This is a genomic window from Vibrio sp. Y51_MX_L26 (assembly GCF_024181935.1).
GTDB classification, from domain to species: domain Bacteria; phylum Pseudomonadota; class Gammaproteobacteria; order Enterobacterales; family Vibrionaceae; genus Vibrio; species Vibrio diabolicus.
The window spans coordinates 23495-50143 of the sequence record NZ_JAMZAS010000002.1; the positions used below are offsets into that span (position 1 = coordinate 23495).

Sequence of the window (26649 nt, forward strand, 5' to 3'; positions counted from 1 at the left end):
TCCTGAGGCTAATAGGAGATACCTTTGGTAATTTTTATCGAAGATATCACTGATTAGTCCGGTACTGACAAACAGTATCGATACTCGATTTAAATTAGGTGTTCGGACAGAACACTACACAAGGATGAAGCGTAAGCTCCGCTGAGTTTCGCTCATACGCTCGGAAAACCGAGCCACTTTAGAGGTTTATATATAATGCAAGTTACTGTTGAAACGCTAGAGGGCCTAGAGCGCCGTCTAAACATTACTGTTCCAGCTGCAAACATCGAAGACGCTGTAACAGCTGAACTACGCAACATCGCTAAAAACCGTCGTTTCGATGGTTTCCGTAAGGGTAAAGTGCCTCTAAAAATGGTTGCTAAGATGTACGGCAAAGCAGTACGTCAAGACGTTCTTGGTGAAGTTATGCAACGCCACTTCATCGAAGCTATCGTTAAAGAGAAAATCAACCCAGCTGGCGCTCCAACTTTCGCTCCTGTAGAAAACAAAGAAGGTTCAGACCTAGTTTTCACTGCAACTTTTGAAGTTTACCCGGAAGTTGAGCTTAAAGGCCTAGAAAACATCACTGTTGAAAAACCGCTAACTGAAGTTAAAGACGCAGACGTAGAAGAGATGATCGATACTCTACGTAAGCAACAAGCTACTTGGGTTGAAGTTGAAGAAGCAGCAGAAGATGGCAAACGCGTAAGCATTGACTTCGTTGGTTCTATCGACGGTGAAGAATTCGAGGGCGGTAAAGCTGAGAACTTCCCACTAGAAATGGGCGCTGGTCGCATGATTCCTGGTTTCGAAGACGGTATCGCAGGTAAAACTGCAGGTATGGAATTCGACATCGATGTGACTTTCCCAGAAGATTACCACGCTGAAAACCTAAAAGGTAAAGCAGCTAAGTTCGCAATCAAAGTGAACAAAGTTGAAGCTCGTGAACTACCAGAACTAAACGACGAGTTCGTTGCTAAGTTCGGTGTTGTTGAAGGCGGTGTTGAAGCACTTAAAGCTGAAGTTCGTAAAAACATGGAACGCGAGCTTAAGCAAGCTGTTAAGAACCGCATCAAAGAGCAAGCGATTGACGGTCTAGTTGAGCAAAACGACATCAACGTACCATCAGCGCTTATCGAGCAAGAAATCCAAGTTCTACGTCAACAAGCTGCACAACGCTTCGGTGGTAACCCAGAAGCTGCTGCTCAGCTTCCACGTGAGCTGTTCGAAGAGCAAGCTAAACGTCGCGTAGTAGTTGGTCTTCTACTAGGTGAAGTAATCAAGTCTGAAGAGCTAAAAGCGGACGACGAGAAAGTTAAAGCTCTAATTGAAGAAATGGCTACTGCATACGAAGATCCATCAGAAGTTATTGCTTACTACGAGCAAAACGAAGAAATGATGAACAACATGCGCAATGTAGCTCTAGAAGAGCAAGCAATCGACGCGATCATCGCTAAAGCACAGGTTTCTGAGAAAGAAGTAGGCTTCAACGAGCTACTTAACCAACAACAACCTGCTGCTTAATAAGCAATATCTTGCGTAGAAGGTTGACTTAACGTTAACTATTCTGCTAACAATGGTCCGTATGATAGTCATCATCCGGGCCATTTATTTTAGGGACATAAGAATATGAGCTACCAAGAAAAAAATGCAATGTCGCCAATTATGGACGCGCTAGTACCAATGGTGGTTGAACAAACTTCCCGCGGCGAACGCTCTTACGACATCTACTCACGTCTGCTGAAAGAGCGCGTGATTTTTTTAACGGGTCAAGTGGAAGACCACATGGCAAACCTTGTCGTGGCTCAGCTACTTTTCCTAGAATCTGAAAATCCAGATAAAGATATTTTCCTATACATCAACTCGCCAGGTGGCAGCGTAACAGCTGGTATGTCTATCTACGATACCATGCAGTTTATTAAGCCAAATGTGAGCACTGTATGTATGGGTCAAGCATGTTCAATGGGTGCCTTCCTGTTAGCAGGTGGTGCGCCAGGTAAGCGCTACGTACTGCCTAACTCTCGTGTAATGATCCACCAACCATTGGGTGGTTTCCAGGGTCAAGCTTCTGATATCCAAATCCATGCTCAGGAAATCCTGACCATTAAGCAGAAGCTAAACAAGTTGTTAGCAGAACATACTGGCCAACCTCTTGAAGTCATTGAGCGCGATACTGATCGTGATAACTTCATGTCATCAGAGCAGGCTGTGGAATACGGTATCGTGGATGCAGTGTTAAGCCACCGCGGCGAGTAATTAGCCAGCGCATTTTGGCAAAAATTGATATACACTCATTCATGAAGAGTAAAGGCTAAGAGGTTAGCGAATGACAGATAAAAGCAAAGAAAGTGGCAGCGGTAAATTGCTGTACTGTTCTTTCTGCGGCAAAAGTCAGCACGAAGTTCGCAAGCTAATCGCAGGTCCGTCAGTGTACATTTGCGACGAGTGTGTCGACTTATGTAACGATATTATTCGCGAAGAAATCAAGGATGTTCTCCCTAAGAAAGAATCTGAAGCGTTACCAACGCCAAAACAGATCCGTGAACACCTTGATGACTATGTGATCGGGCAAGATTACGCGAAAAAAGTGCTCGCAGTTGCGGTATATAACCACTACAAGCGTTTACGCAATGGTGATACAACGAGTGAAGGTGTGGAGCTTGGTAAAAGTAACATCCTTCTAATTGGCCCAACAGGTAGCGGTAAAACACTACTTGCTGAGACATTAGCTCGATTCTTGGATGTGCCATTTACAATGGCAGACGCAACCACACTAACCGAGGCTGGTTATGTGGGTGAAGACGTTGAAAACATCATCCAAAAGCTTCTGCAAAAATGTGATTACGATGTAGCTAAAGCTGAACGCGGCATCGTTTACATTGATGAAATTGATAAAATTTCACGCAAAGCTGAAAACCCATCTATTACGCGTGACGTATCTGGTGAAGGTGTTCAGCAGGCGCTACTAAAACTTATCGAAGGTACGGTTGCATCGGTTCCACCTCAAGGTGGTCGTAAGCACCCTCAGCAAGAATTCCTACAAGTGGACACGTCGAAGATCCTGTTCATCTGTGGTGGTGCATTTGCTGGCCTAGATAAGGTGATTGAGCAGCGTGTTGCAACAGGTACAGGTATTGGCTTCGGTGCTGAAGTTCGTTCTAAAAACGAATCGAAGACCGTGGGTGAGCTATTTACTCAGGTTGAGCCTGAGGATCTAGTGAAGTACGGACTCATTCCAGAATTCATTGGTCGTCTTCCTGTGACAACAACCCTGACTGAGCTTGATGAAGAAGCGTTGATTCAGATCCTATGTGAACCGAAGAACGCATTAACCAAGCAATACGCAGCATTGTTTGAGCTTGAAAACGCCGAACTTGAGTTCCGAGAAGATGCGCTGCGCGCTATCGCTAAGAAAGCAATGGAGCGTAAGACAGGTGCTCGTGGTTTACGCTCGATCCTTGAAGGCGTATTACTGGAAACCATGTACGAACTGCCATCTGCGACAGACGTAAGTAAGGTCGTGATTGATGAGTCCGTCATCAATGGTGAGTCAGAGCCATTGCTTATTTATAGCAACTCAGACAATCAGGCCGCTGGAGCAGAATAAATTCAGCCGTAATGAAAAAGGAGGTAAGTAATTACCTCCTTTTTTTATTTCTCTTATTGAATCCAAACAATTAGCCCCCATATAAATCGATAAGTAATACGTAAACGTGAAAGCGGAAGAGAGAATTATATGAACTTGGAACGTTCCGAGCGTATCGAGATCCCGGTACTACCTCTACGTGACGTAGTGGTCTACCCGCACATGGTTATTCCATTGTTTGTTGGTCGTGAGAAATCGATTAGCTGTTTAGAAACGGCGATGGAAACCAACAAACAAGTTCTTCTTGTGGCACAAAAGCAAGCTGATACTGATGAGCCTACGGTTGACGACCTATTTGAAGTAGGTACGGTAGCCACCATTCTCCAGCTACTGAAGCTTCCGGATGGCACAGTAAAAGTACTGGTTGAAGGCCAGCAACGTGCGAAAATTAATCACTTTAAAGAGAGTGACTTCTTCCTAGCGGAAGCGGAATTTGTTGTTACGCCAGAATTGGATGAGCGTGAGCAAGAAGTGATTGTTCGCAGTGCGATTAATCAGTTTGAAGGCTTCATTAAGCTAAACAAGAAGATTCCACCAGAAGTTTTAACCTCACTCAACGGTATCGACGAAGCAGCACGCTTAGCGGATACCATTGCAGCTCATATGCCGTTGAAGCTGGTGGATAAGCAGCAAGTACTTGAAATTGTTGATGTCACTGAGCGTCTGGAATTCCTAATGGGCCAGATGGAATCAGAGATCGATTTGCTGCAAGTTGAAAAACGCATTCGTGGTCGCGTTAAAAAGCAAATGGAAAAATCTCAGCGTGAGTACTATCTGAATGAGCAAATGAAAGCGATTCAGAAAGAACTTGGTGAGATGGAAGACGCACCAGACGAGTTCGAAACGCTGCAGAAGAAGATTGACGAATCAAAAATGCCTCAAGAGGCACGTGAAAAGACTGAGCAAGAGCTTCAAAAGCTTAAGATGATGTCTCCGATGTCTGCCGAAGCAACAGTGGTTCGTAGCTACATCGATTGGATGGTCAGCGTGCCTTGGGCTAAACGCTCAAAAGTTAAGAAAAATTTAGCGAAAGCAGAAGAGATTCTTAATGAAGACCACTACGGTCTAGAGCGCGTAAAAGAGCGTATTCTTGAATACTTGGCGGTTCAAAACCGAATCAATAAGTTAAAAGGTCCAATCCTTTGTCTTGTTGGTCCTCCAGGTGTGGGTAAAACGTCTCTTGGTCGTTCAATTGCTTCTGCTACAGGTCGTAAGTACGTTCGTATGGCGCTGGGTGGTGTACGTGATGAAGCAGAAATCCGCGGTCACCGTCGTACTTACATTGGATCATTGCCAGGTAAATTAATCCAGAAGATGTCGAAAGTTGGCGTGAAGAACCCACTGTTCTTATTGGACGAAATCGACAAAATGTCTTCAGATATGCGCGGCGATCCGGCATCAGCGCTACTAGAGGTACTTGATCCTGAACAGAATAACTCGTTCAACGATCACTACTTAGAAGTGGATTACGACCTTTCTGACGTTATGTTCGTTGCAACCTCGAACTCAATGAACATTCCAGGTCCATTGTTAGACCGTATGGAAGTTATTCGTTTATCTGGTTACACCGAAGACGAGAAGCTGAACATTGCAAAACGTCACCTTGTTGATAAGCAAGTTAAGCGCAATGGTCTAAAACCGGATGAGATCATCATTGAAGACTCTGCAATTATTGGCATCATCCGTTATTACACTCGTGAAGCGGGTGTACGTAACTTAGAACGTGAGATCTCTAAGATCTGCCGTAAAGCCGTGAAGAACATCTTGCTGGATAAAGACATCAAGTCAGTAACGGTAACGATGGACAACCTAAAAGAGTACTTGGGTGTTCAACGTTTCGATTACGGTAAAGCGGATGAAAGTAACCGAATTGGTCAAGTGACAGGTCTAGCTTGGACAGAAGTGGGTGGCGACCTGCTAACGATTGAAACTCAATCTATGCCAGGTAAAGGTAAGCTGACGCAAACGGGCTCTCTTGGTGACGTGATGCAAGAGTCTATCCAAGCCGCAATGACAGTAGTTCGCTCTCGTGCAGAAAAACTGGGTATCAATACTGACTTCTACGAGAAGAAAGATATTCACGTGCACGTACCGGAAGGCGCGACGCCAAAAGATGGCCCAAGTGCGGGTACTGCAATGTGTACTGCCTTGGTTTCTGCTCTGACAGGTAACCCTGTGAAAGCAGAGGTAGCGATGACGGGTGAAATCACACTGCGTGGTGAAGTCCTACCTATCGGTGGCCTAAAAGAGAAGTTACTTGCGGCACACCGTGGTGGCATTAAGACTGTGCTAATTCCAAAAGACAACGAGCGTGATTTGGAAGAAATTCCTGATAATGTTATCGCTGATCTGGAAGTCATCCCTGTACAGTGGATTGATGAAGTACTGAAAGTCGCACTAGAGCGAGACCCGACGGGCGTTGAGTTTGAGTCTCAAAAATAGTGATGTGCAGCAAAAATAAGTAAAAGTTTACGCTGATAAGTCTAAAAAGGCTTGTCAGCGTTTTTTTTGGGCGCTAAGTTAGTTTCGATAGCTGCCAGCCCTTGACGAATAAGGGATGGAGCATATTTTCTTAACAATGGAACGAAAGTCATCACAAAAATAATCACAGATGACACAAAGGGGAAATTACAGTGAATAAAACTCAGTTAGTAGAACAAATCGCAGAAAATGCAGACATTTCTAAAGCGTCAGCGGGTCGTGCTCTAGATGCATTCATCGAAGCAGTAAGCGGTACTCTTCAGTCTGGTGATCAAGTTGCTCTAGTTGGCTTTGGTACATTTAGCGTTCGTACTCGTGCTGCACGTACTGGTCGTAACCCAAAAACTGGTGAAGAAATCCAAATCGCAGAAGCAAAAGTACCAGCTTTTAAAGCTGGTAAAGCACTGAAAGACGCTTGTAACTAATCACAGCATTAATTCTGTAACCGGCCATTTGCTTAACTTTTGCTCAAACAATAAGTTTCGAACAAAAATTTACAAACTTCGAGCCGAACTTTCTTAAATTATGCGCATCATACTGATGCGCATTTCTTTTTCTGATATTATTGCGCCATTATTTCTATTAGATAGAAGCAGTAGGCTTCAATTGTGGAGAGCAGTTAAATTATGATGGATCGACTACGCGAAGGCGTGAATAGCATCGCGGTCAAAATTATCCTTGGGCTTATCATCCTGTCTTTCGTATTTGCAGGTGTGGGTAGCTACATCGTTAGTGGTAACAACAACTCTGCAGCGAAAGTCGGTAACACTGAGATTCCTCGTGGTGAGTTCGAGATGGCATACCAAAATGAGCGTAACCGTATGCAAGCTCAGTTGGGTGACTACTTCTCTCAAATGCTGGCTGACCCTGCATATGTTGAATCTTTCCGCAAATCCGTTTTAGATCGAATGATCAATGACGTGTTGCTTGACCAACAAGCAGAAGCTTTAGGTCTGCGAATCAGCGACACTCAAGTTCGCAGCATGATTCTAGACATGCCTCAATTCCAATCTAATGGTCAGTTCGATCAAGAGATCTATCAAGCTTCTCTGCGTCGTGCAGGCTTTTCGCCAGATTCTTTTGCTGAGTACATGCGTCGTGAATTGGTTCGTGAACAACTGCTGAATGCACTACAAAACAGTGAATTTATTCTGCCAGGTGAAGTACAGGCAGAAGGTAAGCTGTTCACTCAAACTCGTGATATTCGCACGATTAAAATCGACTTAGCAGAGTTTGCGAAAAACATTGAATTGACTGACGAAGAAATTCAACAGTACTACAAAGCAAACCCTGACAACTTTACTCGCCCAGAGCAGGTTAAAGTCGCTTATATCGAACTGTCTGCTGAAGCGCTAAAGGAACAAGTTAATGTTTCTGACGCTGAGGTGAAAAAGTACTACGATGAGCACTTAAACAAATACTCTTCAGAAGAGCAGCGCCGTGTCGCTCATATTCTTGTAGAAGGGGACGATGAAGCAAAAGCGCAGGCTATCCTAGATGAGCTAAATGCAGGAGCAGATTTTGCGACGCTTGCTCAAGAGAAATCTGACGATTTTGGCAGCGCTGAAAACGGCGGTGACTTAGGTTGGATTGAGCGTGATGTGATGGACCCTGCTTTTGAAGAAGCGGCATTCGCGTTGAAGAATCCAGGCGATACGTCGGGTCTAGTAAAGTCGGACTTTGGTTACCATATTATCAAGCTTGAAGAGCTAAAAGACTCTGTGGCGAAGCCATTTGAAGAAGTAGCCGCTGAAATCAAACAAGAAATGGTTGACCAACAAGCAGTTGATCAATTCTACGAGCTACAAAGCGAGCTTGAGCGCGTAGCGTTTGAATACCCAGACTCATTGTATGACGCTTCTCAAGCGGTTAACCAAGAAGTGAAGACAACGGACTTTATTTCTCAAGTTGACGCACCTGAAGTGCTTCGTAACCCTGCGGTAATGCAAGCTATCCTTAGCCCTGAAGTAAAAGAAGATGGCTTAAACTCTGAAGCTATCGAAGTTGCACCTGAGCATATTATTGTTGTTCGTGTTGAAGATGCACGTGATGAGACGGTTCTTCCACTAGAAGAAGTGAAAGATCAGGTTATTGCAGAGCTTTCTCGCGTTAAGGGTGAGCAAGATGCGATGGAACTTGGTACACAGGTTGTTGCTGCATTGAAAGAAGGTAAGACAGATGTGCTTACTGAAAACAACCTTGCATTTGGTGAACAAGAGACAGTAGATCGCCGTTCTCCGTTGGCAACAACGGTATTCGCGATGGCAAAACCAGTCGATGGTAAGCCAGTATATGGTCAGTCTAAAGATCTTGAAGGTAACATTGTTATCATCGAGCTTGATGCTGTAAATGCTGAGCTAGATAGTGAGTTAGAAGAGCAAGTTGCGATGCAAATGCAGCGTGCATCTTCTCAGCAAGACCTATCATCTGTGCTAGCAGTACTGCGCGCAAACACTGACATTGAGTACTTTATTGTGAGCAACTAAGCACAATTAGTGTAATTTGCATGTTAACTAAAACGGACCGCATAAGCGGTCCGTTTTATTTTTGTCTTTATTAACTTCAATCATCAATAAACATTACTTAAATTAGTGCGCGTTTAAGTGATACCAGTCATTGCGAATATCGGGTCATCTAGGTTTGTTAAATGGATAGTGACTTGCTACTGGTGACTGGTTTTAGCCTACTATTTTGGAGATTGTATGTTCAATATGAAATGGATTTTGACATTGTGCTTATTTGTTTTTGCGCCTTTTAGCATGGCTGCGGATTCAGCCACTGACAAATATGAAGGAATTGAAATTACCGTAAATATCAACACGGCCTCTGCTGAAGAAATAGCGACCATGTTGAAAGGTATTGGTGAGAAGAAAGCGCAGAGTATCGTGGACTACCGCGAGGAGCATGGCCCTTTTAAAACGGCAGCAGATTTGAAGAGCGTAAAAGGCATGGGTGAAGCGACAGTTAAGAAAAACGAAGACCGCATTTTACTGTAGCTTGATGTATTTCAGATATTGAGTCTGAATTCAGAACAATATCTGTTTCCCTATTACTGCTTTCCCGAACCAACCCCTCTTTCGTGGTTCGGGATTTTTTAACCGAATAAACGACGGCGAAAGCCTTTTTCCATTAGAGCCATTGTTAACCCACCGAGTGCGCCAAATAAATGAGCATCAATAGCAACGTTTGCGCCGATAAGCGCAGCAGTGCTGCTTGATGGACCATAGATCTGCTCCCATGCTACTTTGGCAATAAGCCCGCCGACCAACAACAAGCTGCTTCTTCTGCTTTCAAAGACTTCTCTGAGTGCCCAGAATCCAAATAGTCCGTGTAGTACGCCAGATAATCCCACGTACACCGACATGTTGGTAAACAAATTCATTGCGCCAACAAATGCGCACAAGAGTGAGAAAACGATAAGGAAGTTGCGAGTGCTTGGACGAAAAATAAAAGTAATGATCCACAATCCTGCCAGGTTCATCCCTAAGTGCGCAAAGTTGGTATGTGTGAGATTTCCTGTTACGATTCGCCACCATTCGCCATGTCGTATATTGTAGCTGTGCCACTCGGTTAGGCTTGCCATTGGTTCGAATTGAAGTATCAAACAGATCACGCTGATAATACTCAGCAAGGTATAAAGGTTCACTCTATGTCTCGTTATTGTTCTCGTTGTGGAAAATCGCAAAAAGCGTGTATTTGCCAATGGATTGTACCGTTGGCAAGCGAGGTAGAACTTATCATTCTTCAGCACACGAGTGAAGAACATCGTCCGCTTGGTACGGCACGGATTCTCAATTTGAGTTTAGATAACTGTATTTGTCTGATAGGAGAGGACTTTTCTGGTGATGATGTCTTAAATCACTTGTTGGCGGATGAATCATATCAACATTTTGTTCTTTACCCATCGGAACAGTCACGATGCATCTCTGAAATTAATCAAGCGAGCCTTAGTGTATCTAAGAAAATACGTTTGATTTTGCTCGATGGGACGTGGAAAAAAGCGTACAAAATGTGGCAGCTTTCTAGCAATTTACATCCACTCCCAACCGTGCAATTACCGAAGCAATTACAAGGGCATTACACCATTCGTAAAGCGCCCTCTGAGAATAGCTTATCGACAGTCGAGGCAGGTTATCATTCGCTTCGCTTGCTTGAACCCGAGAGAGACTTTACACCGCTTATGCATGCCTTTGAAAAGATGATCGAATTCCAAATCGCCCAGATGCCGCCGGGCGTATTTGAAAAGAATTACTTGAAAGGTTGAGTGTTACTAAAGAACGATGGAAGAGAAAAGTTGACGGTGCAGCTTTTGCGCGTGACCATCGGTCATAGCAGAAATGTAATCGGCGATGACTCTCATCTTATTGCTTTCGCTTTTCGCTTGGCACCACAGTTCTCTTGTATGAACAGGCAGCAAGCGCTCTGGGTCCGCTGTTAAGGCTTCAAAAATGTCCATAATAATTTGCTGACCCTTATACTCAACGATCTGGACCTGAGGGACTTGGATAACGAAGGTGCTGACAAAGTGCTTGAGCACGTCAAGTGCTCGTGCCATTTGTGGCTCTAAACACGCATTCCAAGACAGTAATGGATTATTGAAAGGCTCATCCATCGCCTTGATTGAAATGCTGGTCAGGAGGGCGTTAACCATACCACCGATGGCATCTTTCCGTTCATGATGCTTACCACTAAATAGCATCTGTCCGATGGAATCGATATGTGCTTCAAACCACGGGTCGCCACAGTCCGCTAATTGACTTGCTGCGCCTTCTTGCCATTGCTGACGTGTCACCATACCAAGCACGATTGCATCTTCTAAATCATGAACGCCGTAGGCGATATCGTCCGCTAGCTCCATGATTGAGCAATCGAGTGATTTAAAGCGCGTTTTACTGTGCTCAAACTCCGATTCTGGTTTTGAGCGCATTAGGCTAAGCAATGCCTTGTCGTTGTCAGAAAGCGGTGCAATTACCCAATCAAATAAGTCTTTGTCACAATCATAAATGCCCTTAGCTGGGCTCCAATCTTTGGCTTTTAGTTTACGTTGATGCTCAGCTGGTTGAGGCAACTTGACGGAGCGTGTTTGACTAATAAGGGCAGGGTACTTAATCAAACCAAGCAGTGTGCGGCGTGATAAATTCATTCCGAAATGCTCGGTATAAGGCTCTAACTTAGTGACGATACGAAAGGTTTGGGCGTTCCCCTCGAAGCCGCCATGTTCGCGCATTACGTAGTTTAGAGCGACTTCTCCCCCATGACCGTATGGAGGATGCCCGATGTCGTGCGCCAAACATAATGAATCAATTAAGCTGTCTGATGGCAATAGATCACGGAACTCTGGTTGTTTTTTCTTTAACTGGGCGACGATACCGGTCCCGAGTTGCGACGCTTCTAAGGAGTGTGTTAACCGGCTGCGGTGAAAGTCTTCCAAGCTATTGCCGTGTACTTGGGTTTTTGCTTGTAAGCGTCGAAATGCAGCCGAGTGAAGAATGCGCGCTCGGTCTCGTTGGTACGGGCTCCGATGGTCGTCACGACGGATTTTATGCTCATCATCATGGCGCTCTTGCCATTGCGGGTGTAATTCAAACGACACGATTATCTCCGTAAGCTAACTGATTTCATCTAACGATAATTCGAAACTTGGGGCAAAGGTATTGAGAAAGTAATCCATTTCAGGCGTTCTACGTTCTTGCAAAGTGACATCTAAGCGTTTTTTTGCCAGAGCGAACTCATGATTGCCTGCGCTTAGTTCTTCGAGACATTTTAAATAGGCACAGATGGAGTCGGCTTGCTTAACGATTTTTGCGTCCTCTTCGTGTGCAGAATGAGAAAGAAGGTAGGGGGCAAATTCATCTTGGAACTCTTCCGGTAACATTGAGAGTAATTTTTGTTCCGCTGCTGATTCTATCTTCTTATATTCTTTGGCAATTTCAGGGTTGTAATACTTCACTGGGGTTGGAAGGTCACCCGTTAATACTTCGCTAGAGTCATGGTACATGGCAAGAATCGCGATGCGTTCTGGATTGAGGTTGCCGCCGAACTTTTTGTTTTTAATTAGGGCAAGGGCATGAGCGACAAAAGCAACTTGTAAGCTATGCTCTGAAACGTTTTCTGGTGAGACGGACCGCATTAAAGGCCAGCGTTGGATCAGCTTCATTCGAGCCAGGTGGGCGAAAAAATGGCTTTCTTTCATGGCTTTCTCCGTTTCTGGTGTAAAAAAGGAACTCACTAGGAGTTCCTCTAAGCATATGAGAGATCAGCACTAATTACTACCAGTGATTCATTACTGGCTGTAGGTTGATAGGAATCGCTCAAAACGTCCAATGGCGATTTCTAGATCTTCAACGTGTGGCAGTGTCACGATGCGGAAATGGTCTGGTTTTGGCCAGTTGAAACCGGAACCTTGCACCAGTAAGACCTTCTCTTGTTTTAAGAAATCTAAAACCATCTGCTGATCGTTCTTGATGTTGTACATTTTTGTGTCGATTTTCGGGAAGAGGTACATCGCACCCTTAGGTTTGACACAAGAAACACCAGGAATCTGATTGATCAGTTCATACGCTCTATTGCGCTGCTCTAATAAGCGTCCGCCAGGTAAAATCAGTTCATTGATACTCTGGTATCCACCTAACGCGGTTTGAATCGCATGTTGCATTGGTACGTTTGCACATAAACGCATCGATGAAAGCAGCTCCAAGCCATTCACGTACCCTTGAGCTAGGTGTTTAGGTCCCGTTAGGAACATCCAGCCACCACGGAAACCGCAAACACGGTAGGCTTTTGAAAGGCCATTGAATGTCATGACGAGCACGTCTTCAGTGAGTGTTGCGACTGAGGTATGTGTTGCACCGTCGTACAACACTTTGTCGTAGATCTCATCTGCGAAAATGATCAGTTTGTGCTGGCGCGCGATTTCAATCACTTCAAGTAGGAAGTCACGGCTGTATACCGCACCTGTCGGGTTGTTCGGGTTGATCAGAACAATGCCACGTGTCTTCGGTGTGATTTTCTTTTTGATGTCTTCAAGGTCAGGGTACCAGTCTGCACCTTCATCACATAGGTAATGAACCGGCTTACCGCCTGATAGTGCAACTGAAGCTGTCCACAACGGGTAATCAGGTGCTGGGATCAGCATTTCGTCGCCATTGTTTAATAGCGCTTGCATGGCCATCACGATCAGCTCAGACACGCCGTTACCCACATACACATCTTCGACATCTAGAGAGCGGATACCTTTACGTTGATAGTGTTGGACCACGGCTTTACGAGCAGAGTAAATGCCTTTGGAATCACAATAGCCTTGAGAAGTCGGCAGATTACGAATCACGTCGACTAAAATCTCATCAGGGGCGTCAAAACCAAATGGGGCAGGGTTACCAATGTTTAGCTTTAGGATTTTATGCCCTTCTTCCTCCATGCGCTTAGCATGTTTGAGTACAGGACCCCTAATGTCGTAGCAGACATTATCGAGTTTTGACGACATCCCGATATTTTGCATTGTATAATTCCTAAAAATTCGTTAATTTCTTTATTAAAATACAATAATTTGTTTTTTATTAGAATATATATCTGTAAATTATCTGTTTGCTGGTTGAGTTTTGCTCGTTTGCTATCACAGGATTTTGCAAAAGATCGCATACGACCTTGATTTGCTTTGGGTCTAAACTTAGAGTAGCCGTCAGTTACCATTTATCCTCACATACTACGAGGTTGATTTGTCACAGTTCCATCAAGCCGTAAAGAGAATTATCGAGCGAGTTCAGCAAGCGGAAGGCAATCAAACACGTCTGGTCGAGCCCCTGAGCGAGAAACCTAATTTCTCATTTATTGATTGGCTTGATGCACAACCACTTTTCCCTAAATTCTACTGGCAGTCCCGCGATACTCGTGAAGAGGTCGTTGCACTAGGGCAATTACACGCTTTTGTTGAGCCAGGCCCTGCTTATACCATTCTAGGTGAAGGGCAACGAGTCTGGGGCGGACGCTCTTTTGACGGCCAGCATGAGAAGAATCGTCGCTGTATGCCTTCTTTCTTCTTTTTGCCTCAAATTGAGTTAATTCGTTTTGACCAACAATGGTCTCTCGCAGTTAATATTTCAGAAGACAAAGCGCGAACCCTAGCAGGACTGCATAAACTGGTTTGTGAGGTCGCGACCTTAGCTCCGATTTCTTCTCACATCCGCTCTATTGTTCATACGCCAAGTCAGCCTCAATGGAATGAGTTAGTTCATAAAGTTCTGACTGGTATAAAGAATGATGATTTTAAGAAAGTGGTATTGGCGCGTCGCTCTACCGTGCAGCTTGATAACACATTAAGCGCTGCACAGTTGCTGAAAGCGAGTTACTTAAATAACCATCATAGTTTCCATTTCATGCTGAGCTTAGACAGCAAACACAGCTTTATGGGCTCTACGCCAGAACGTTTGTATTCTCGCGTAGGGCACGAACTTCATACCGAAGCGTTAGCAGGCACGATTGGTCGAGGGGACAACGCCACTCACGATATGGAGTTGGCGAATTGGTTATCCCAAGATGAAAAGAACCTCAATGAAAACCAATATGTAGTTGATGACATTATTGATCGCCTATCACCGCATTCCGAAGCGGTTGAAGTGGAGGCCGAGGCTAGTTTGGTTAGGCTACGAAAAGTGCAACACCTCAAGCGAAATATTCACGCGAGCCTAAAGACGGGCATAAACGGTGTTCAGTTGTTATCGGCGCTTCAGCCAACGGCGGCGGTTGCTGGCTTACCTCGACAAGAATCCATGCAGTTTATTCTTGATAATGAGCCCTTTGCACGCGGCTGGTACGCGGGGTCAATGGGGTACATAAGCCATGAACGAGCAGAGTTTTGTGTCGCGATCAGAAGTGCGCTTGTGCTCGGTGACCAAGTACAACTGTTTGCGGGCGCAGGTATTGTGCCAGGTTCTGTGGCAGAGCATGAGTGGGCGGAACTTGATAAGAAAATGTCGACGTTACTTACGCTGATTTCTGATCACCCTCCGTTGGGAGTCGCATCATGAATCGTGACCAAGCGGTGCTCAATCGAATTTGGTCAGAAACCATATTGATTGAGCTTCAGCGATTTGGCGTTAAGCATGTTTGTATCGCTCCTGGCTCTCGTTCTACTCCTTTAACTTTAGAGGCGGCAGAACAGTCCAATTTTTCTATTCATACTCACTTTGATGAGCGTGGTCTCGGCTTTATGGCTCTTGGCTTAGCGAAAGCTACTCAAGAGCCAGTGGCAATCATCGTTACCTCTGGTACGGCAGTGGCGAATTTATTACCAGCCGTTGCGGAGGCTAGGCTTACTGGTGAAAAGCTGGTGCTGCTCACTGCGGATCGTCCGGTGGAGCTCGTTGGCTGTGGCGCAAACCAAGCGATTAACCAGTTGGGTATTTTTTCACATCATGTCTCGGCGAGCTTGAATTTACCAAGCCCAACTTTAACAACATCGCTTAATTGGTTGCTGACCTCTGTTGACGAAGTGATGTTTACTCAGCAACTGCAAGGCAGTGCTGTTCATATTAACTGTGCATTTCCAGAGCCTTTGTATTCCAGCGGCGCAAAAGCGGATTATCAAACCTACTTAGACTCGGTAGCCGGATGGCGAAAAGGAAGTGGTAGTTATACCCAGCGTTTTAGCCACTTGTCACAGGCGAAAATCCCGTCTTGTGCGGATAAAAAAGGCTTGGTTGTGATTGGCAGCTTACCGCTTGAACAAGCGAAGTCGGCGCAGGCATTTGCACAAAAGATGGGATGGCCGGTACTTGCAGACCCGCAAAGTGGTCTCAGTTCGGATTGGGCGCATTACGATGTATGGCTTCAACTTCCCGAGCTCGCAAACGAGCTTGAATCTTGTGAACTTATTATCCAATTTGGTAGCCGAATCATCTCCAAACGTTTGAATCAGTGGATTGATAAACAAGTTTCGCAAAATCAACAAAGTAAAGACGTTCAATACTGGTATATCTCGCCGCGTATGGACCGTAATAACCAAAATCATCTGGCGCAAATGCACTGGGTTGAGCTTCCTCAAACTTGGGTTTCTCGCATTAGCTTTGAGAAGCCAATATTTGCTGGGTGGGCTGATAGGTTAGCGAATGGAGTTAAGCGAGTTCATCAACGTATCGAAGAAGCTTTCCTATCTGATTCAGCTTCTGCCATTGACGAAATTGCGTTGGCAGCAGACATTAACGAGCGCACTAAAAACGCTGATGTCTTTTTGGGTAACAGTTTGTTTGTTCGACTTGTCGATATGTACGGCAAACTTGATGATGTAGAAGTGTTCACTAACCGAGGCGCGTCAGGAATTGACGGTTTGTTTGCTACCGCATCAGGTGTGCAGCGAGCAAGAGGTAATCCGTTACTGATGTATATTGGTGACACATCAGCACTGTATGATCTCAATTCACTAGCGCTGTTTTCTCACAATAAACTGCCGACGGTGCTTGTGGTCACAAACAATGATGGTGGCGCAATTTTCGATATGTTACCGGTGCCTCATGAGCATCGCACTGCGTACTACCAAATGCCCCACGGTTATCAGTTTGAACATGCAGCCAAACAGTTTGGTTTAAAGTATGAGAAGCCAACTACGTTAGAAATGTATCAAGCAATGGTTGCCGAGCACCTGTCGAGCGGCCAAGGCACACTGCTGGTGGAAGTTAAAACCCCACCAAGCCAAGCCGCAGAGTTGATAAAGGCATTTAATAAGAGCCTGCATGCTTCACTCTGAGCGTTTCTCTCCAACTGAAAAACACCAAAGTGGTGATCTTCCCACTCTGGTGTTTTTGCATGGCCTTTTAGGAAATGGTGCAGATTGGCAAGCTTGTTTGGATGAGCTGACTCAGTTTGAACGAGTCGTTATAGACCTTCCTGGTCATGGTCGCAGTCAGTTTACAAAGTGCAACGATCTCGATGATTGCTGCAAACTTCTTAATTCCACACTATCTTTATTATTTCCTCCGCAACAACCACTTATTTTGATTGGTTACTCGATGGGCGGCCGTATTGCGATGCATGGTATTGCCAATCAATGCTTCCCAGATCTCAATATTGTGGGTGCAATTGTGGAAGGGGGAAACTTCGGGCTTCAAACTGAGTCAGAGAAACAGGTGAGATTGGAGAATGATGTTCGCTGGGCAAAGCGTTTCAAAACTGAACCACTTGAACGTGTTTTGAACGATTGGTATCAGCAAGCGGTGTTTTCTTCACTAAACCATGAGCAAAGACAAACATTAATTGCGAAGCGAAGTGATAATCTTGGCTCGGCGGTCGCGAGCATGCTGATGACAACATCGTTAGCCAAGCAGGCGTATTTGTTGCCCACACTGAAAAAGCAGAATATACCGATGTATTACTTGTGTGGCGCGAAAGACCAAAAATTTAGCCAACTGGCACAACGTAGCGGGTTGGCGTATCGACAAGTTGAAGGCGCAGGACATAACGTTCATCAAGAGCAGCCCCAACAATTTGCGATGCATATTAAGCAAATAATTCAATCTCACTTTGGTGAGAGTAACGAGAACAATGGGAATCACCATGGCTAAAACAGTAGGCATTTCTGAAGAAGAACTTTACGCTCCGGTTCAATGGAAAGATTGCAGCGAGAAATACGAGGATATTCACTACCATAAATCTGAAGATGGTATCGCGAAAATTACCATTGCACGCCCACAAGTGCGTAATGCATTCCGCCCTCAAACAGTAAAAGAGATGATTGATGCGTTGGCAGATGCGCGTTACGACTCTGGTGTTGGCGTGATCATTCTGACAGGTCTAGGTGAAGACGCATTCTGTTCTGGCGGCGACCAGAAGATCCGTGGCGACTACGGCGGCTATAAAGACGACCAAGGTACACACCACCTAAACGTATTGGACTTCCAACGTGATATTCGCACTTGTCCAAAACCAGTGATCGCATCGGTAGCAGGTTGGGCTGTGGGCGGTGGTCACGTACTGCACATGATGTGTGACCTAACGATTGCGGCAGACAACGCGCAGTTTGGTCAAACGGGCCCTAAAGTGGGTTCATTTGATGGTGGTTGGGGCGCGTCTTACATGGCTCGTATCGTCGGTCAAAAGAAAGCTCGCGAAATCTGGTTCCTATGCCGTTTCTACAACGCGCAAGAAGCGTTAGACATGGGTTTGGTCAACACGGTTGTGCCGCTAGAAGAGCTAGAGAAAGAAACCGTTCGTTGGTGTCGTGAAGTGCTTCAGCATAGCCCAATGGCACTACGCTGCCTGAAAGCAGCATTGAATGCGGACTGTGATGGTCAAGCCGGTCTTCAAGAGCTTGCGGGTAACGCAACGATGATGTTCTACATGACCGATGAAGGACAAGAAGGCCGTAACGCATTCAACGAGAAACGTCGCCCAGACTTCGACAAATTCCCTCGTAACCCATAATTCGTATAAAAAGAGGAGTGTTTTAGCTCCTCTGTTCCATTTTTCCTGAGCGCCTCGCCCTCTGGGAGGCTGGTGGGATTGCTCGCCAGAACGCTCAAATATACGGCATTACATAGGACTCGAATTATGCGTGAAGCGAAAATTTATCGTTATAGCTTGCCCATGGATAGTGGTGTCATCCTGCGAGACAATAAGCTAACAGAACGTGTTGGTTATGTTGTCGCGCTTTCTGAACGTGACCAAATAGGGCTTGGAGAAGTCGCTCCTCTTCCTGGTTTTAGTTTAGAGAACACCGAAGATGCTGGTATTCAGCTACAAGAACAAGCGGAGCGTTGGGTAGCAGGATTGGATGTGGATTACGCCAACATGTATCCATCGGTCGCGTTTGGTTTATCGATGGCACAGTTAGAGTTAGCTGGTGGCTTACCCCAACAAGGTAAGTATCAAACAGCGCCGCTGTGTACTGGTGACCCAGACGAGCTCATTCCAAAGCTGAACGAAATGGAAGGCGAGAAAGTGGCGAAAGTAAAAGTCGGGCTTTATGAGCCAATTCGCGATGGCATGCTTGTGAACCTTTTCCTTGAATCTATCCCTCAATTAACGCTTCGACTTGATGCAAACCGCGCTTGGACACCAGAAAAAGCGCAACAGTTTGCTAAATACATTACTCCGTCTCTGCGTCAGCGCATTACCTTTTTGGAAGAGCCGTGCCGCTCTCCTGGCGATAGTCTCTCTTTTGCTATCAATACTGGTATTGCGATTGCTTGGGATGAAACGTTGCAAGATGCGGTTCGTCGAGAGGATTTCCGTCTTGAAGATCTAACTGGTGTGAAAACGATCATCATCAAACCCACACTCATTGGTTCGGTGGATTTTTGTATTACACTGATAGAGAAGGCGAAGTCACTGGGGATGAAAGCGGTTATTAGCTCGAGCATTGAATCCAGTCTCGGTTTAACGCAATTAGCGCGCTTTGCCCAATGGCAGCTGCCTGATGAAGTTCCAGGTTTGGATACGATTGGCCTATTCAAAGCTCAGTTAGAGCAAGGCTGGCCTAAGTGTGAACTTCCCGTTTTTCCTCTGAAAGATCAGGAGATTGTGTGGCATTCTGCATAGACAATGTTGCGAAGGCACCGTGGAAATATTGGGCTCAAACGAGCCCTTTTTCTATTGCACTCAAGACACCAACAGAAACATTAAACTGGCAACAACTCTCAGTACGTATTGACCAATACGCTCACTATTTGAATGACTTGGGCGTAACGCGGGGAGATGTGCTGACTTTGGTAGGTAAAAACCAAGTCGAAACTCTGCTGTTTTATCTTGCTTCCAAGCAGTTAGGTGCACTTGCCGCGCTGACCATGGTACAACCACTCGATACGCTACAGAGTAAACTTGCGACCCTTTATAAACCTGAACAAACTCGGTTTATCTGGTTTGCTCAGGAGTGCGCTTCGACCTTTTCTGAACATGATATACAAAAACTCAAGGCAACATTGCTTTCACCGCCCTTAGTTTCACAACAAGAGAGTGATTCGTTGACTGAAGATAGCTATCATCATGACCGGCTCGCTTCAGTAGTATTTACCTCTGGCTCGACAGGGGAGCCTAAAGCTGTGGTTCATACACATCGACAACACCTTGCTTCAGCAGAAGGCTTGTTGCAAGAGTTCATTTTCACTCAGCAAGATTCTTGGCTATTGTCGCTTCCGCTTTATCACGTCTCTGGATTGGCGATTGTATATCGTTGGCTATATGTCGGAGCGACATTGAAAATCGGTACAGGAAAACTTGTCGAAGATATTCAGGGCGTGTCACACGCCTCTTTGGTTGCAACGCAGCTCAAACGGCTATTGGATGATGATGCTCACTTGTCATTGACGCATGTGCTATTGGGCGGCAGCCACGTTGCTCACGAGTTGGCGTTGCGAGCAACAGGACGAGGGATTGAGGCGTGGTTAGGTTATGGGATGACGGAAGCAGCCTCTACCGTTACCGCAAAGAGAATTGACAGTACCAGTAATGCTGGACACGTATTGAATCACCGTAAGATAAAGTTGGTTGACCAACGCATTTTTGTCGGTGGTAAAACATTAGCGGCAGGGTATTTTCATCAAGGTCATGTTACTCCGTTTCTGGATGAGAAAGGCTGGTTTGACAGCAAGGATCTTGGTGAGTGGCAAGGTGACGAGTTAAAGATCATCGGCCGTGCCGACAATCAATTTATCTCTGGTGGTGAGAACATTCATTGTGAAGAGATTGAGGCAGCATTGAACCAAATTGATGGCGTGGTGCAGAGCATAGTGGTTCCAGTCGAAGATGCGGAATTTGGTCATCGCCCTGTTGCTGTGATTCAGACCAATGATTTGCGCAGCAAAGCGGAATATGACCTGCATTTGCAACCCAGATTAGAGAAGTTTAAATGGCCAGTGGAATACCATCTAATGCCACAAGTGCTACTAGAAAGTGGGATCAAAGTTTCTCGGAAGGCAGTGAAGGAGTGGCTATTGCCATCAATTCAGCATTAGTCAATTTTGCTATGTATTAGTCAGAAAGGGAATTTCGTATCCTTATAACTCTGAATCATAATTATGCTTCTTCGAAGAGAGAAAAGGCATAAGGTTCAGGATGGTAAAGCTAGTATTAATTGCGGCGGTAGCACTACAAATTGGTATTGCAATAAGCAGTGAAGGGCTCGCCCGCTCTCTTGCAGAGCTGACGGCCTTTTTGATCGCTATCGCATTGGTTGTTACATACAAAAACAGCAAACTTGAGCCGTCGTCATCTCAACACGATGAGAAGACCACTAATATCTAAACAATAACCAACTTAGAGAAGTGGTTGAAATTAACACCCACAGAGTTATACCAAATAACAGTGGCTTAGCTCCAGCAGACCTCAGCTTCGAAATTGAAATGCTGCAACCAATCAGGAACAGACACACCACCAAAGCTTGTTTCGCTCCAACGAAAATACCGTGATAGACCATTTCAAATTGAGGGAAGAAGTCGCTAAACGCGATGGCTGCGCAGTACCAAAAAATGAAATAAGGAATAACTAACTTTTTCGTTCCATTCTCTTTCTGGTCTCTCGAAAAGATCACGGCACTGATCAGTGCGACAGGGATGATCCACAAAGCTCGTGCGAGTTTTAACGTTGTTGCTGTAGTTAGCGCTTCTTCACCGTAGGCTGAGGCAGCCCCAACAACAGAAGACGTGTCATGAATAGCAATCGCGGCCCATGTACCAAATGTGTGTTGATCTAGCCCTAAAGCATGCCCAACCACAGGAAACACGAATAGTGCGATGGAGTTTAGGACAAATACCGTTGCCAGTGCTAATCCAATCTGTTCGTCTTTTGCTTTAATCGCTGGTGCTACAGCGGCAATTGCACTACCACCACAAATTGCTGTACCTGACGAGATTAAGTATGCGGTTACTCGCTCCAACTTAATTATTCTGGCAATGATAGTGCCTATGATCAGTGTGCCCGCAATCGTGGCGATAATCAGACCGATACCATCCGATGTAACAGAGAGTGCTTGCTCAAAGTTGATGCCAAAGCCTAAACCAATAATCGAGTAGGACAGCAGCTTTTTAGTAAAAGAAGCAATGGGCAGTTCTGAAGGCACAAAACCAAAACTTGCGAGTAGAAAACCAATAACTAGGGCAATAGGAGAGGAGACAAAAGGGGTTAAGCAAAAGAGTAACGCCAATCCAAACAAGAGGTAGTTTCTATTCAAGGTTTTTATTCGCTGTTGTGAATGAAAGCGCGAGTATATCGCACTGAGCGTGGTCAGTTTGTCTTAATGATTTGAACACATGTTCAATTATTCTAAACATGTGTTCAAATGTATTTTTATCGCCAGTCGCCTCTGAGTTGATGCACTTTATCGAACATCGTTTTTGCCGTTGCTTCATTTGGTGGAACCGGCTGTCCGGCTTCAATTTCTAGCTTTGACCAAAATCGAGTCGGTAAGCCACAACATGCGCGGCCTTTCGCGCGGCTGAAATAGCTTCCCCACAAGCCTTTGAGTGCCACGGGTATGACAGGTACTGGGCTGCGACGCAGAATAATATCAATGCCACGCATGAATTCATTCATTTCACCGTCTGAGGTTAATTTCCCCTCTGGGAAAATACAGACAATATGTCCTTCGCTTAATGCGGTTTCTACATCATTAAATGCACGCCTGATGGAGTTTCTGTTACTCGCTGAAATTGGAATTACCCCAGTTCTGCGTAAAAAGCGTCTTAGTGGAGGTAGGTTGGCGTAATCTTCCTCCATCACAAAACGAATCAACCTTGGGCATACTGCGCTAAGTAGCAAGGCGTCCATATAGCTCACGTGATTACATACGATTAATGCACCGCCTTGTTCTGGCAAGTTATGTAGGTTTTTATGTTTCACTCGATAAATAGTGTGAGTTAGCATCCAAACCACAAAACGGACAACGAATATCGGTATTTGCAAAAAAATGTAAGCAGCGACCAAGAAATTCAAAATGGCTAACAATGCAAACAACTGAGGAATTGTCATCTTGATGACACTCAGGCACACAATACCTAAGACAGCACTGCCGACCATAAACAGAGAGTTAAAGATGTTGAGCCCTGCGATGACTTGTGCGCGCTCGGTTTCCTTTGCTCTATGTTGCATTAATGCGTAAAGCGGTACGATAAACAGCCCGCCAGAGGCGCCAATCATCAATAGATAGAAAAATAATGGCCAAAAAGGCTCATATCTAAAGAAGTCTACAAAGTTATGGAAGATAGGTAGGTCACTTGGAATGGAGGTTGCCATCAAGTACCCAAATACCGTAATGCCAAGTGCGCCAATAGGCACAATACCGACTTCGATACGATGATTTGAGATCCAATTGCAAAGTAGCGACCCCAGCGCGATACCAATGGAAAACAGAGCTAGCAAGAAAGACACCGCACTCTCGGTGCCATTTAAGTAAATCTTGGTGAAATTCGGGAACTGGGTTAGATAGGCGGCGCCTAAAAACCAAAACCAGCTTATCGCCATAATACATTGAAAAACAACACGATCTGATTTTGCGATGGATAGCGTGTGTTTAGTTTGTTTGTACGGTTGCCAACGAAAAGAAAGATTAGGTGCGCTGGCGGCTGCAAAGGGTATTGAGCGGCTCGACAAATATCCCAATAATGCAAAGAGTACGACACAAAATGCGGCAAGGTATTTTGCGTTGTCTGCTGAGGCGATAATTCCAGCACCTAGGGTACCAATAAGGATGGCGATAAAGGTACCAGCTTCAACAAGGGCGTTGCCTGGCACTAACTCTTTTGCGTTTAATTTTTGGGGCAAAAGGGCATATTTAACCGGTCCAAAGAATGCTGACTGTGTGCCCATTAAGAACAGTAGCAGCAAAAGCACACCATAACTTTCGGTTATAAAACCAATGGCGCCCAAAAGCATGATGGCGATTTCAAACAGCTTTACCTTGCGAATAAACCATGATTTTTCATATTTATCGGCTAATACGCCAGCTGAAGCGGAGAATAGAAAGAACGGTAGAATGAACAAGCCAGCCGCTAAATTGATGAACAAGTTGCTCGAAATAGGTAGTGCGCTGGATCCCGCGAAGGCGACAAACAGCAGCAAAACGTTTTTAAAAATATTGTCGTTGAAAGCGCCAAAAAACTGAGTGATGAAATAGGGTAGGAACTTTCTTTGCGTAAGTAAGGACGGCTGTCTGTCGGACGACATGGATAATCCTTTGTTACCAGTTTGTGAGGTAGTTAGAAAGCAGGTTACTGATTAATTCTTTACCATCAATTGGTTCACTAGAGAAAAATTTATCATCAACACTGAGTAAAGTAATACCGTGTACGCCAGACCAAAGCACTCGACTCGCTTGAATCACTTCGGACTCGGTACGATGTGGTGCGATTTGAGCCAATAGTGACTCCAGCATTCCTGTCATCCCGTCGATACGTTTGGCATGCCATTCTGGAAGCTCTGCACCATTCATGTTGTGCTCGAAAACTAACTGCCAACGGTAAGGGTGCTTTTGAGCGAAATCGTGGTAGCAATAAGCCAGTTCAAATAGAGCTTGATGAGCGTCTTTACTGCTATTGGTCGCCTTCAGTGCTTCTTGGGAGAGTTCGTCTAAAGTTTGCGCGACTACGTGTAAAAGTAACAGGTTATAGTTGCCAAAAATGTTGACTAATGTGCTTGGCACGTAACCAATCATGTTAGCGATTTTACGAAGACTGAGTTCGTGGTAAGAATTCTCATCTAAAAAGTTTTTGACTGTTGTTAACGTCAAATTCACTAACTCTTCTCTGGTGTGATCGTTTCTGCGCGCCATACTCTCAAACTGCTTTATTGAACATCGTTCAATATGATAGTCAGCTACCTATTAACCGTCAACAAGGCAATATACTCAAGTGACGTCAAGGTGCAGGATTCTGAGCTGTGTCACTGATTCTAATTCAATTAAAACATCCCCAAGTAGCAGCGAGTTCATTCCCAGCATTTCTAAACGAACCAAGTATCTCGAAATTAACCGAGAGCAGTCTGTATCTTTGGCAATATTCTGATACATGTCAGCTTCTGTAAGCTGTTTTCATCAACAGGCATACAGAGTATGATGACGTAACAATCATCTTTGGCGTGCTACTGTTTGAAACAATCGTTGTTTCGTCTGATAGAGCACAATCTTAGATAGCTAACCTTAAGGATAACGATGAAACGTTTATTTTCTATTGTTGCTCTGTTGATGTTTACCGTTGCTGTAACACCTATCGCGGAAGCGAAGAAGTTTGGTGGCAGTAAGTCTTTCGGTAAGAGCTACAAAACAGCGCCAGCACCAAAACAACAGCAACAAAACACCAATACGGTCGGCAAAGATCAGACGGCGAAGTCTTCAAGTAAAAAAGGCTTAATGGGTGGTCTGCTAGGCGGACTTCTTGCTGGTGGTCTACTTGCTGCATTCTTTGGCGGTGCTTTTGAAGGTATCCAGTTTATGGATATCTTAATTATTGGTTTGATTGCCTTTGTCATCTTTAAATTAATGCGCGGTATGCTAGGTGCGAAGCAGGGCAGTATGAACCAGCATCGCCAGCAACCTGCATTTGGTGGTAACGCATCTAAGTTTGAGCAACCAAACATGCAAAACTTTGAGCAACAGCCAAACACAAATAATGGTGGCTTTGGTGGTTTCGGCGCTCAAACGGACGTACCACATAACTACCCACCGGGCTTTGACCAAGCTGCGTTCATTAACGGCTCTCGTGAACACTACCGAATCCTGCAAGGAGCGTGGAATCACAATCAACTGGAAACCATTGAAGAATATGTTTCTCCAAGCTTGTTTGAAGATCTGAAAGCAGAGCGCGCGAAGCTCGACGGTGAGCAGCATACTGATGTAATGTACGTTGATGCAGAGATCGTCCGTGCCGATTACGATGCAAATAAAGCACAGCTTAGCCTGCAGTTTAGCGGTCGTTACCGTGACACAGTAGAAGGTGTTGAAGAAGAAATCGAAGATATCTGGCACCTAGAGCGTGACCTGACTGTGCCTAATGCACCATGGTTAATTGTTGGTATTCAAGGCTAGTCACCTTTAAACCAATTTAGTCACTAATAAAAATCCCGCGCCCCCTGCGGGATTTTTTGTATCTGTCGTTTGTATCTACGAAAGATATTTTTATAAAACCTGCCAGGTGGAGCCTTCATCATAGCTCGCGCTTAACTCTGCCGAATATCTTTTTTGCTAGCTACTCCTCAAGTGCTTTACTGAATGTTTTTAGCATTCACATTATGGTCATTGCGATAAAACAAGGACAAAGTGCTAGTACATTGTTTGTATTACAACGACCAGATCCGAACTTTGGCCATCGGAGATTCGCTTTGGCCCAGTTGTTAAAGTAGGATCCAACAGAGGGAGAACCGCGAAGAAGTTGGGTTAAATAAGGAAGGCCTTGTTACTTTATCAAGAATCCGAAACGAAAAAAGCCAGCTCAATGAGCTGGCTTTTTCAATATGGTGGAGGGGGACGGATTCGAACCATCGAAGGCAGTGCCGGCAGATTTACAGTCTGCTCCCTTTGGCCACTCGGGAACCCCTCCAGGGTGTTTTATACTTAAAAGATAGTTTCCCAA

23 protein-coding genes and 1 tRNA gene are annotated in these 26649 nt (G+C 45.0%); 16 read left to right on the forward strand and 8 right to left on the reverse strand.

Translation table 11 applies throughout. The features are described from left to right. The first annotated feature begins 195 nt into the window (after positions 1–195). From tig to NL645_RS06325, 7 genes are all read left to right on the forward strand, one after another. Positions 196–1503 (forward strand): trigger factor, encoded by a 1308-nt coding sequence (gene tig, locus NL645_RS06295; protein WP_005390526.1) that lies wholly within the window; start codon positions 196–198, stop codon positions 1501–1503. A gap of 105 nt (positions 1504–1608) precedes the next feature. Then, on the forward strand, positions 1609–2235 hold the full coding sequence (clpP, locus tag NL645_RS06300; RefSeq protein WP_005382347.1) for an ATP-dependent Clp endopeptidase proteolytic subunit ClpP: 627 nt from the start codon (positions 1609–1611) through the stop codon (positions 2233–2235). 70 nt (positions 2236–2305) lie between these two features. Beyond that, positions 2306–3586: an ATP-dependent protease ATP-binding subunit ClpX gene (clpX, locus tag NL645_RS06305; RefSeq protein ID WP_005390528.1), complete on the forward strand. Its 1281-nt coding sequence runs from the start codon at positions 2306–2308 to the stop codon at positions 3584–3586. Positions 3587–3715: 129 nt separating this feature from the next. Continuing rightward, positions 3716–6067 carry an endopeptidase La gene (gene lon / locus NL645_RS06310; RefSeq protein ID WP_005390529.1) on the forward strand — a complete coding sequence of 784 codons (2352 nt, stop codon included), beginning with the start codon at positions 3716–3718 and terminating at the stop codon, positions 6065–6067. 191 nt (positions 6068–6258) lie between these two features. After that, complete coding sequence (locus NL645_RS06315) at positions 6259–6531, forward strand: HU family DNA-binding protein (RefSeq protein ID WP_005382341.1); 273 nt, start codon at positions 6259–6261, stop codon at positions 6529–6531. A 201-nt stretch (positions 6532–6732) separates the two neighbouring features. Continuing rightward, positions 6733–8592, forward strand: a complete 1860-nt coding sequence (gene ppiD, locus NL645_RS06320; protein WP_005390530.1) for a peptidylprolyl isomerase — start codon at positions 6733–6735, stop codon at positions 8590–8592. 225 nt (positions 8593–8817) lie between these two features. Beyond that, positions 8818–9102: a helix-hairpin-helix domain-containing protein gene (locus NL645_RS06325; RefSeq protein ID WP_253651575.1), complete on the forward strand. Its 285-nt coding sequence runs from the start codon at positions 8818–8820 to the stop codon at positions 9100–9102. A 98-nt stretch (positions 9103–9200) separates the two neighbouring features. On the opposite strand, the gene rrtA is transcribed toward NL645_RS06325, so the two are convergent. Further along, a complete protein-coding gene (gene rrtA / locus NL645_RS06330) occupies positions 9201–9752 on the reverse strand; it encodes a rhombosortase (protein WP_005390532.1) in 552 nt (183 codons plus the stop codon). Positions 9753–9755: 3 nt separating this feature from the next. Between rrtA and NL645_RS06335 the strand changes: the two genes are divergently transcribed. Beyond that, on the forward strand, positions 9756–10370 hold the full coding sequence (locus tag NL645_RS06335) for a tRNA-uridine aminocarboxypropyltransferase (protein WP_237311907.1): 615 nt from the start codon (positions 9756–9758) through the stop codon (positions 10368–10370). 6 nt (positions 10371–10376) lie between these two features. Here NL645_RS06335 and NL645_RS06340 read toward each other — a convergent pair whose 3' ends face one another. The 3 genes from NL645_RS06340 to NL645_RS06350 all read right to left on the reverse strand — a co-directional run bounded on the left by NL645_RS06340 (position 10377) and on the right by NL645_RS06350 (position 13604). Further along, positions 10377–11699 (reverse strand): anti-phage deoxyguanosine triphosphatase, encoded by a 1323-nt coding sequence (locus NL645_RS06340; RefSeq protein ID WP_167426774.1) that lies wholly within the window; start codon positions 11697–11699, stop codon positions 10377–10379. Between the two features lie 15 nt (positions 11700–11714). Beyond that, positions 11715–12299: a 5'-deoxynucleotidase gene (gene yfbR, locus NL645_RS06345; RefSeq protein ID WP_046874210.1), complete on the reverse strand. Its 585-nt coding sequence runs from the start codon at positions 12297–12299 to the stop codon at positions 11715–11717. A 90-nt stretch (positions 12300–12389) separates the two neighbouring features. Next, a complete protein-coding gene (locus tag NL645_RS06350) occupies positions 12390–13604 on the reverse strand; it encodes a pyridoxal phosphate-dependent aminotransferase (protein WP_005390543.1) in 1215 nt (404 codons plus the stop codon). A 217-nt stretch (positions 13605–13821) separates the two neighbouring features. Here NL645_RS06350 and NL645_RS06355 point away from each other — a divergent pair, with 217 nt between their 5' ends. From NL645_RS06355 to NL645_RS06385, 7 genes are all read left to right on the forward strand, one after another. Beyond that, on the forward strand, positions 13822–15129 hold the full coding sequence (locus tag NL645_RS06355) for an isochorismate synthase MenF (protein ID WP_006743248.1): 1308 nt from the start codon (positions 13822–13824) through the stop codon (positions 15127–15129). Continuing rightward, on the forward strand, positions 15126–16844 hold the full coding sequence (gene menD / locus NL645_RS06360) for a 2-succinyl-5-enolpyruvyl-6-hydroxy-3-cyclohexene-1-carboxylic-acid synthase (RefSeq protein WP_253651439.1): 1719 nt from the start codon (positions 15126–15128) through the stop codon (positions 16842–16844). Before NL645_RS06355 ends, menD begins: the two co-directional genes overlap by 4 nt. Then, the gene (gene menH / locus NL645_RS06365; RefSeq protein ID WP_253651440.1) at positions 16831–17658 is read left to right on the forward strand and encodes a 2-succinyl-6-hydroxy-2,4-cyclohexadiene-1-carboxylate synthase; all 828 of its coding nucleotides are present in this window, start codon (positions 16831–16833) and stop codon (positions 17656–17658) included. Before menD ends, menH begins: the two co-directional genes overlap by 14 nt. Beyond that, on the forward strand, positions 17651–18517 hold the full coding sequence (gene menB, locus NL645_RS06370) for a 1,4-dihydroxy-2-naphthoyl-CoA synthase (protein ID WP_012842018.1): 867 nt from the start codon (positions 17651–17653) through the stop codon (positions 18515–18517). The genes menH and menB overlap by 8 nt, the downstream gene beginning before the upstream one ends. A gap of 126 nt (positions 18518–18643) precedes the next feature. Next, positions 18644–19633, forward strand: a complete 990-nt coding sequence (gene menC / locus NL645_RS06375; protein WP_253651441.1) for an o-succinylbenzoate synthase — start codon at positions 18644–18646, stop codon at positions 19631–19633. Beyond that, positions 19618–21045 (forward strand): o-succinylbenzoate--CoA ligase, encoded by a 1428-nt coding sequence (gene menE, locus NL645_RS06380; protein WP_253651442.1) that lies wholly within the window; start codon positions 19618–19620, stop codon positions 21043–21045. Before menC ends, menE begins: the two co-directional genes overlap by 16 nt. Before the next feature lie 100 nt (positions 21046–21145). Next, positions 21146–21334: a hypothetical protein gene (locus NL645_RS06385; RefSeq protein WP_005390556.1), complete on the forward strand. Its 189-nt coding sequence runs from the start codon at positions 21146–21148 to the stop codon at positions 21332–21334. Here NL645_RS06385 and NL645_RS06390 read toward each other — a convergent pair. The 3 genes from NL645_RS06390 to NL645_RS06400 all read right to left on the reverse strand — a co-directional run bounded on the left by NL645_RS06390 (position 21324) and on the right by NL645_RS06400 (position 24854). After that, positions 21324–22259, reverse strand: a complete 936-nt coding sequence (locus NL645_RS06390; protein ID WP_118789411.1) for a YeiH family protein — start codon at positions 22257–22259, stop codon at positions 21324–21326. The genes NL645_RS06385 and NL645_RS06390 overlap by 11 nt on opposite strands. A gap of 116 nt (positions 22260–22375) precedes the next feature. Then, complete coding sequence (locus NL645_RS06395; RefSeq protein WP_182032634.1) at positions 22376–24250, reverse strand: MFS transporter; 1875 nt, start codon at positions 24248–24250, stop codon at positions 22376–22378. Between the two features lie 13 nt (positions 24251–24263). Next, a complete protein-coding gene (locus NL645_RS06400; RefSeq protein ID WP_006743255.1) occupies positions 24264–24854 on the reverse strand; it encodes a TetR/AcrR family transcriptional regulator in 591 nt (196 codons plus the stop codon). A 378-nt stretch (positions 24855–25232) separates the two neighbouring features. Between NL645_RS06400 and NL645_RS06405 the strand changes: the two genes are divergently transcribed. Continuing rightward, positions 25233–26105 (forward strand): Tim44 domain-containing protein, encoded by an 873-nt coding sequence (locus NL645_RS06405; RefSeq protein WP_046874203.1) that lies wholly within the window; start codon positions 25233–25235, stop codon positions 26103–26105. A gap of 426 nt (positions 26106–26531) precedes the next feature. Here the strand turns inward: NL645_RS06405 and NL645_RS06410 are convergent. Next, positions 26532–26616 (reverse strand) — tRNA-Tyr (locus NL645_RS06410). Between the last annotated feature and the right edge of the window lie 33 nt (positions 26617–26649).

Bases quoted from the DNA above. Each gene is read 5' to 3' on its own strand.
- tig (WP_005390526.1), top strand. From the start codon at position 196: ATGCAAGTTACTGTTGAAACGCTAGAGGGCCTAGAGCGCCGTCTAAAC.
- clpP (WP_005382347.1), top strand. From the start codon at position 1,609: ATGAGCTACCAAGAAAAAAATGCAATGTCGCCAATTATGGACGCGCTA.
- clpX (WP_005390528.1), top strand. From the start codon at position 2,306: ATGACAGATAAAAGCAAAGAAAGTGGCAGCGGTAAATTGCTGTACTGT.
- lon (WP_005390529.1), top strand. From the start codon at position 3,716: ATGAACTTGGAACGTTCCGAGCGTATCGAGATCCCGGTACTACCTCTA.
- ppiD (WP_005390530.1), top strand. From the start codon at position 6,733: ATGATGGATCGACTACGCGAAGGCGTGAATAGCATCGCGGTCAAAATT.
- NL645_RS06325 (WP_253651575.1), top strand. From the start codon at position 8,818: ATGAAATGGATTTTGACATTGTGCTTATTTGTTTTTGCGCCTTTTAGC.
- NL645_RS06335 (WP_237311907.1), top strand. From the start codon at position 9,756: ATGTCTCGTTATTGTTCTCGTTGTGGAAAATCGCAAAAAGCGTGTATT.
- yfbR (WP_046874210.1), bottom strand. From the start codon at position 12,299: ATGAAAGAAAGCCATTTTTTCGCCCACCTGGCTCGAATGAAGCTGATC.
- NL645_RS06350 (WP_005390543.1), bottom strand. From the start codon at position 13,604: ATGCAAAATATCGGGATGTCGTCAAAACTCGATAATGTCTGCTACGAC.
- menD (WP_253651439.1), top strand. From the start codon at position 15,126: ATGAATCGTGACCAAGCGGTGCTCAATCGAATTTGGTCAGAAACCATA.
- menH (WP_253651440.1), top strand. From the start codon at position 16,831: ATGCTTCACTCTGAGCGTTTCTCTCCAACTGAAAAACACCAAAGTGGT.
- menB (WP_012842018.1), top strand. From the start codon at position 17,651: ATGGCTAAAACAGTAGGCATTTCTGAAGAAGAACTTTACGCTCCGGTT.
- menC (WP_253651441.1), top strand. From the start codon at position 18,644: ATGCGTGAAGCGAAAATTTATCGTTATAGCTTGCCCATGGATAGTGGT.
- NL645_RS06385 (WP_005390556.1), top strand. From the start codon at position 21,146: ATGGTAAAGCTAGTATTAATTGCGGCGGTAGCACTACAAATTGGTATT.
- NL645_RS06395 (WP_182032634.1), bottom strand. From the start codon at position 24,250: ATGTCGTCCGACAGACAGCCGTCCTTACTTACGCAAAGAAAGTTCCTA.
- NL645_RS06400 (WP_006743255.1), bottom strand. From the start codon at position 24,854: ATGGCGCGCAGAAACGATCACACCAGAGAAGAGTTAGTGAATTTGACG.
- NL645_RS06405 (WP_046874203.1), top strand. From the start codon at position 25,233: ATGAAACGTTTATTTTCTATTGTTGCTCTGTTGATGTTTACCGTTGCT.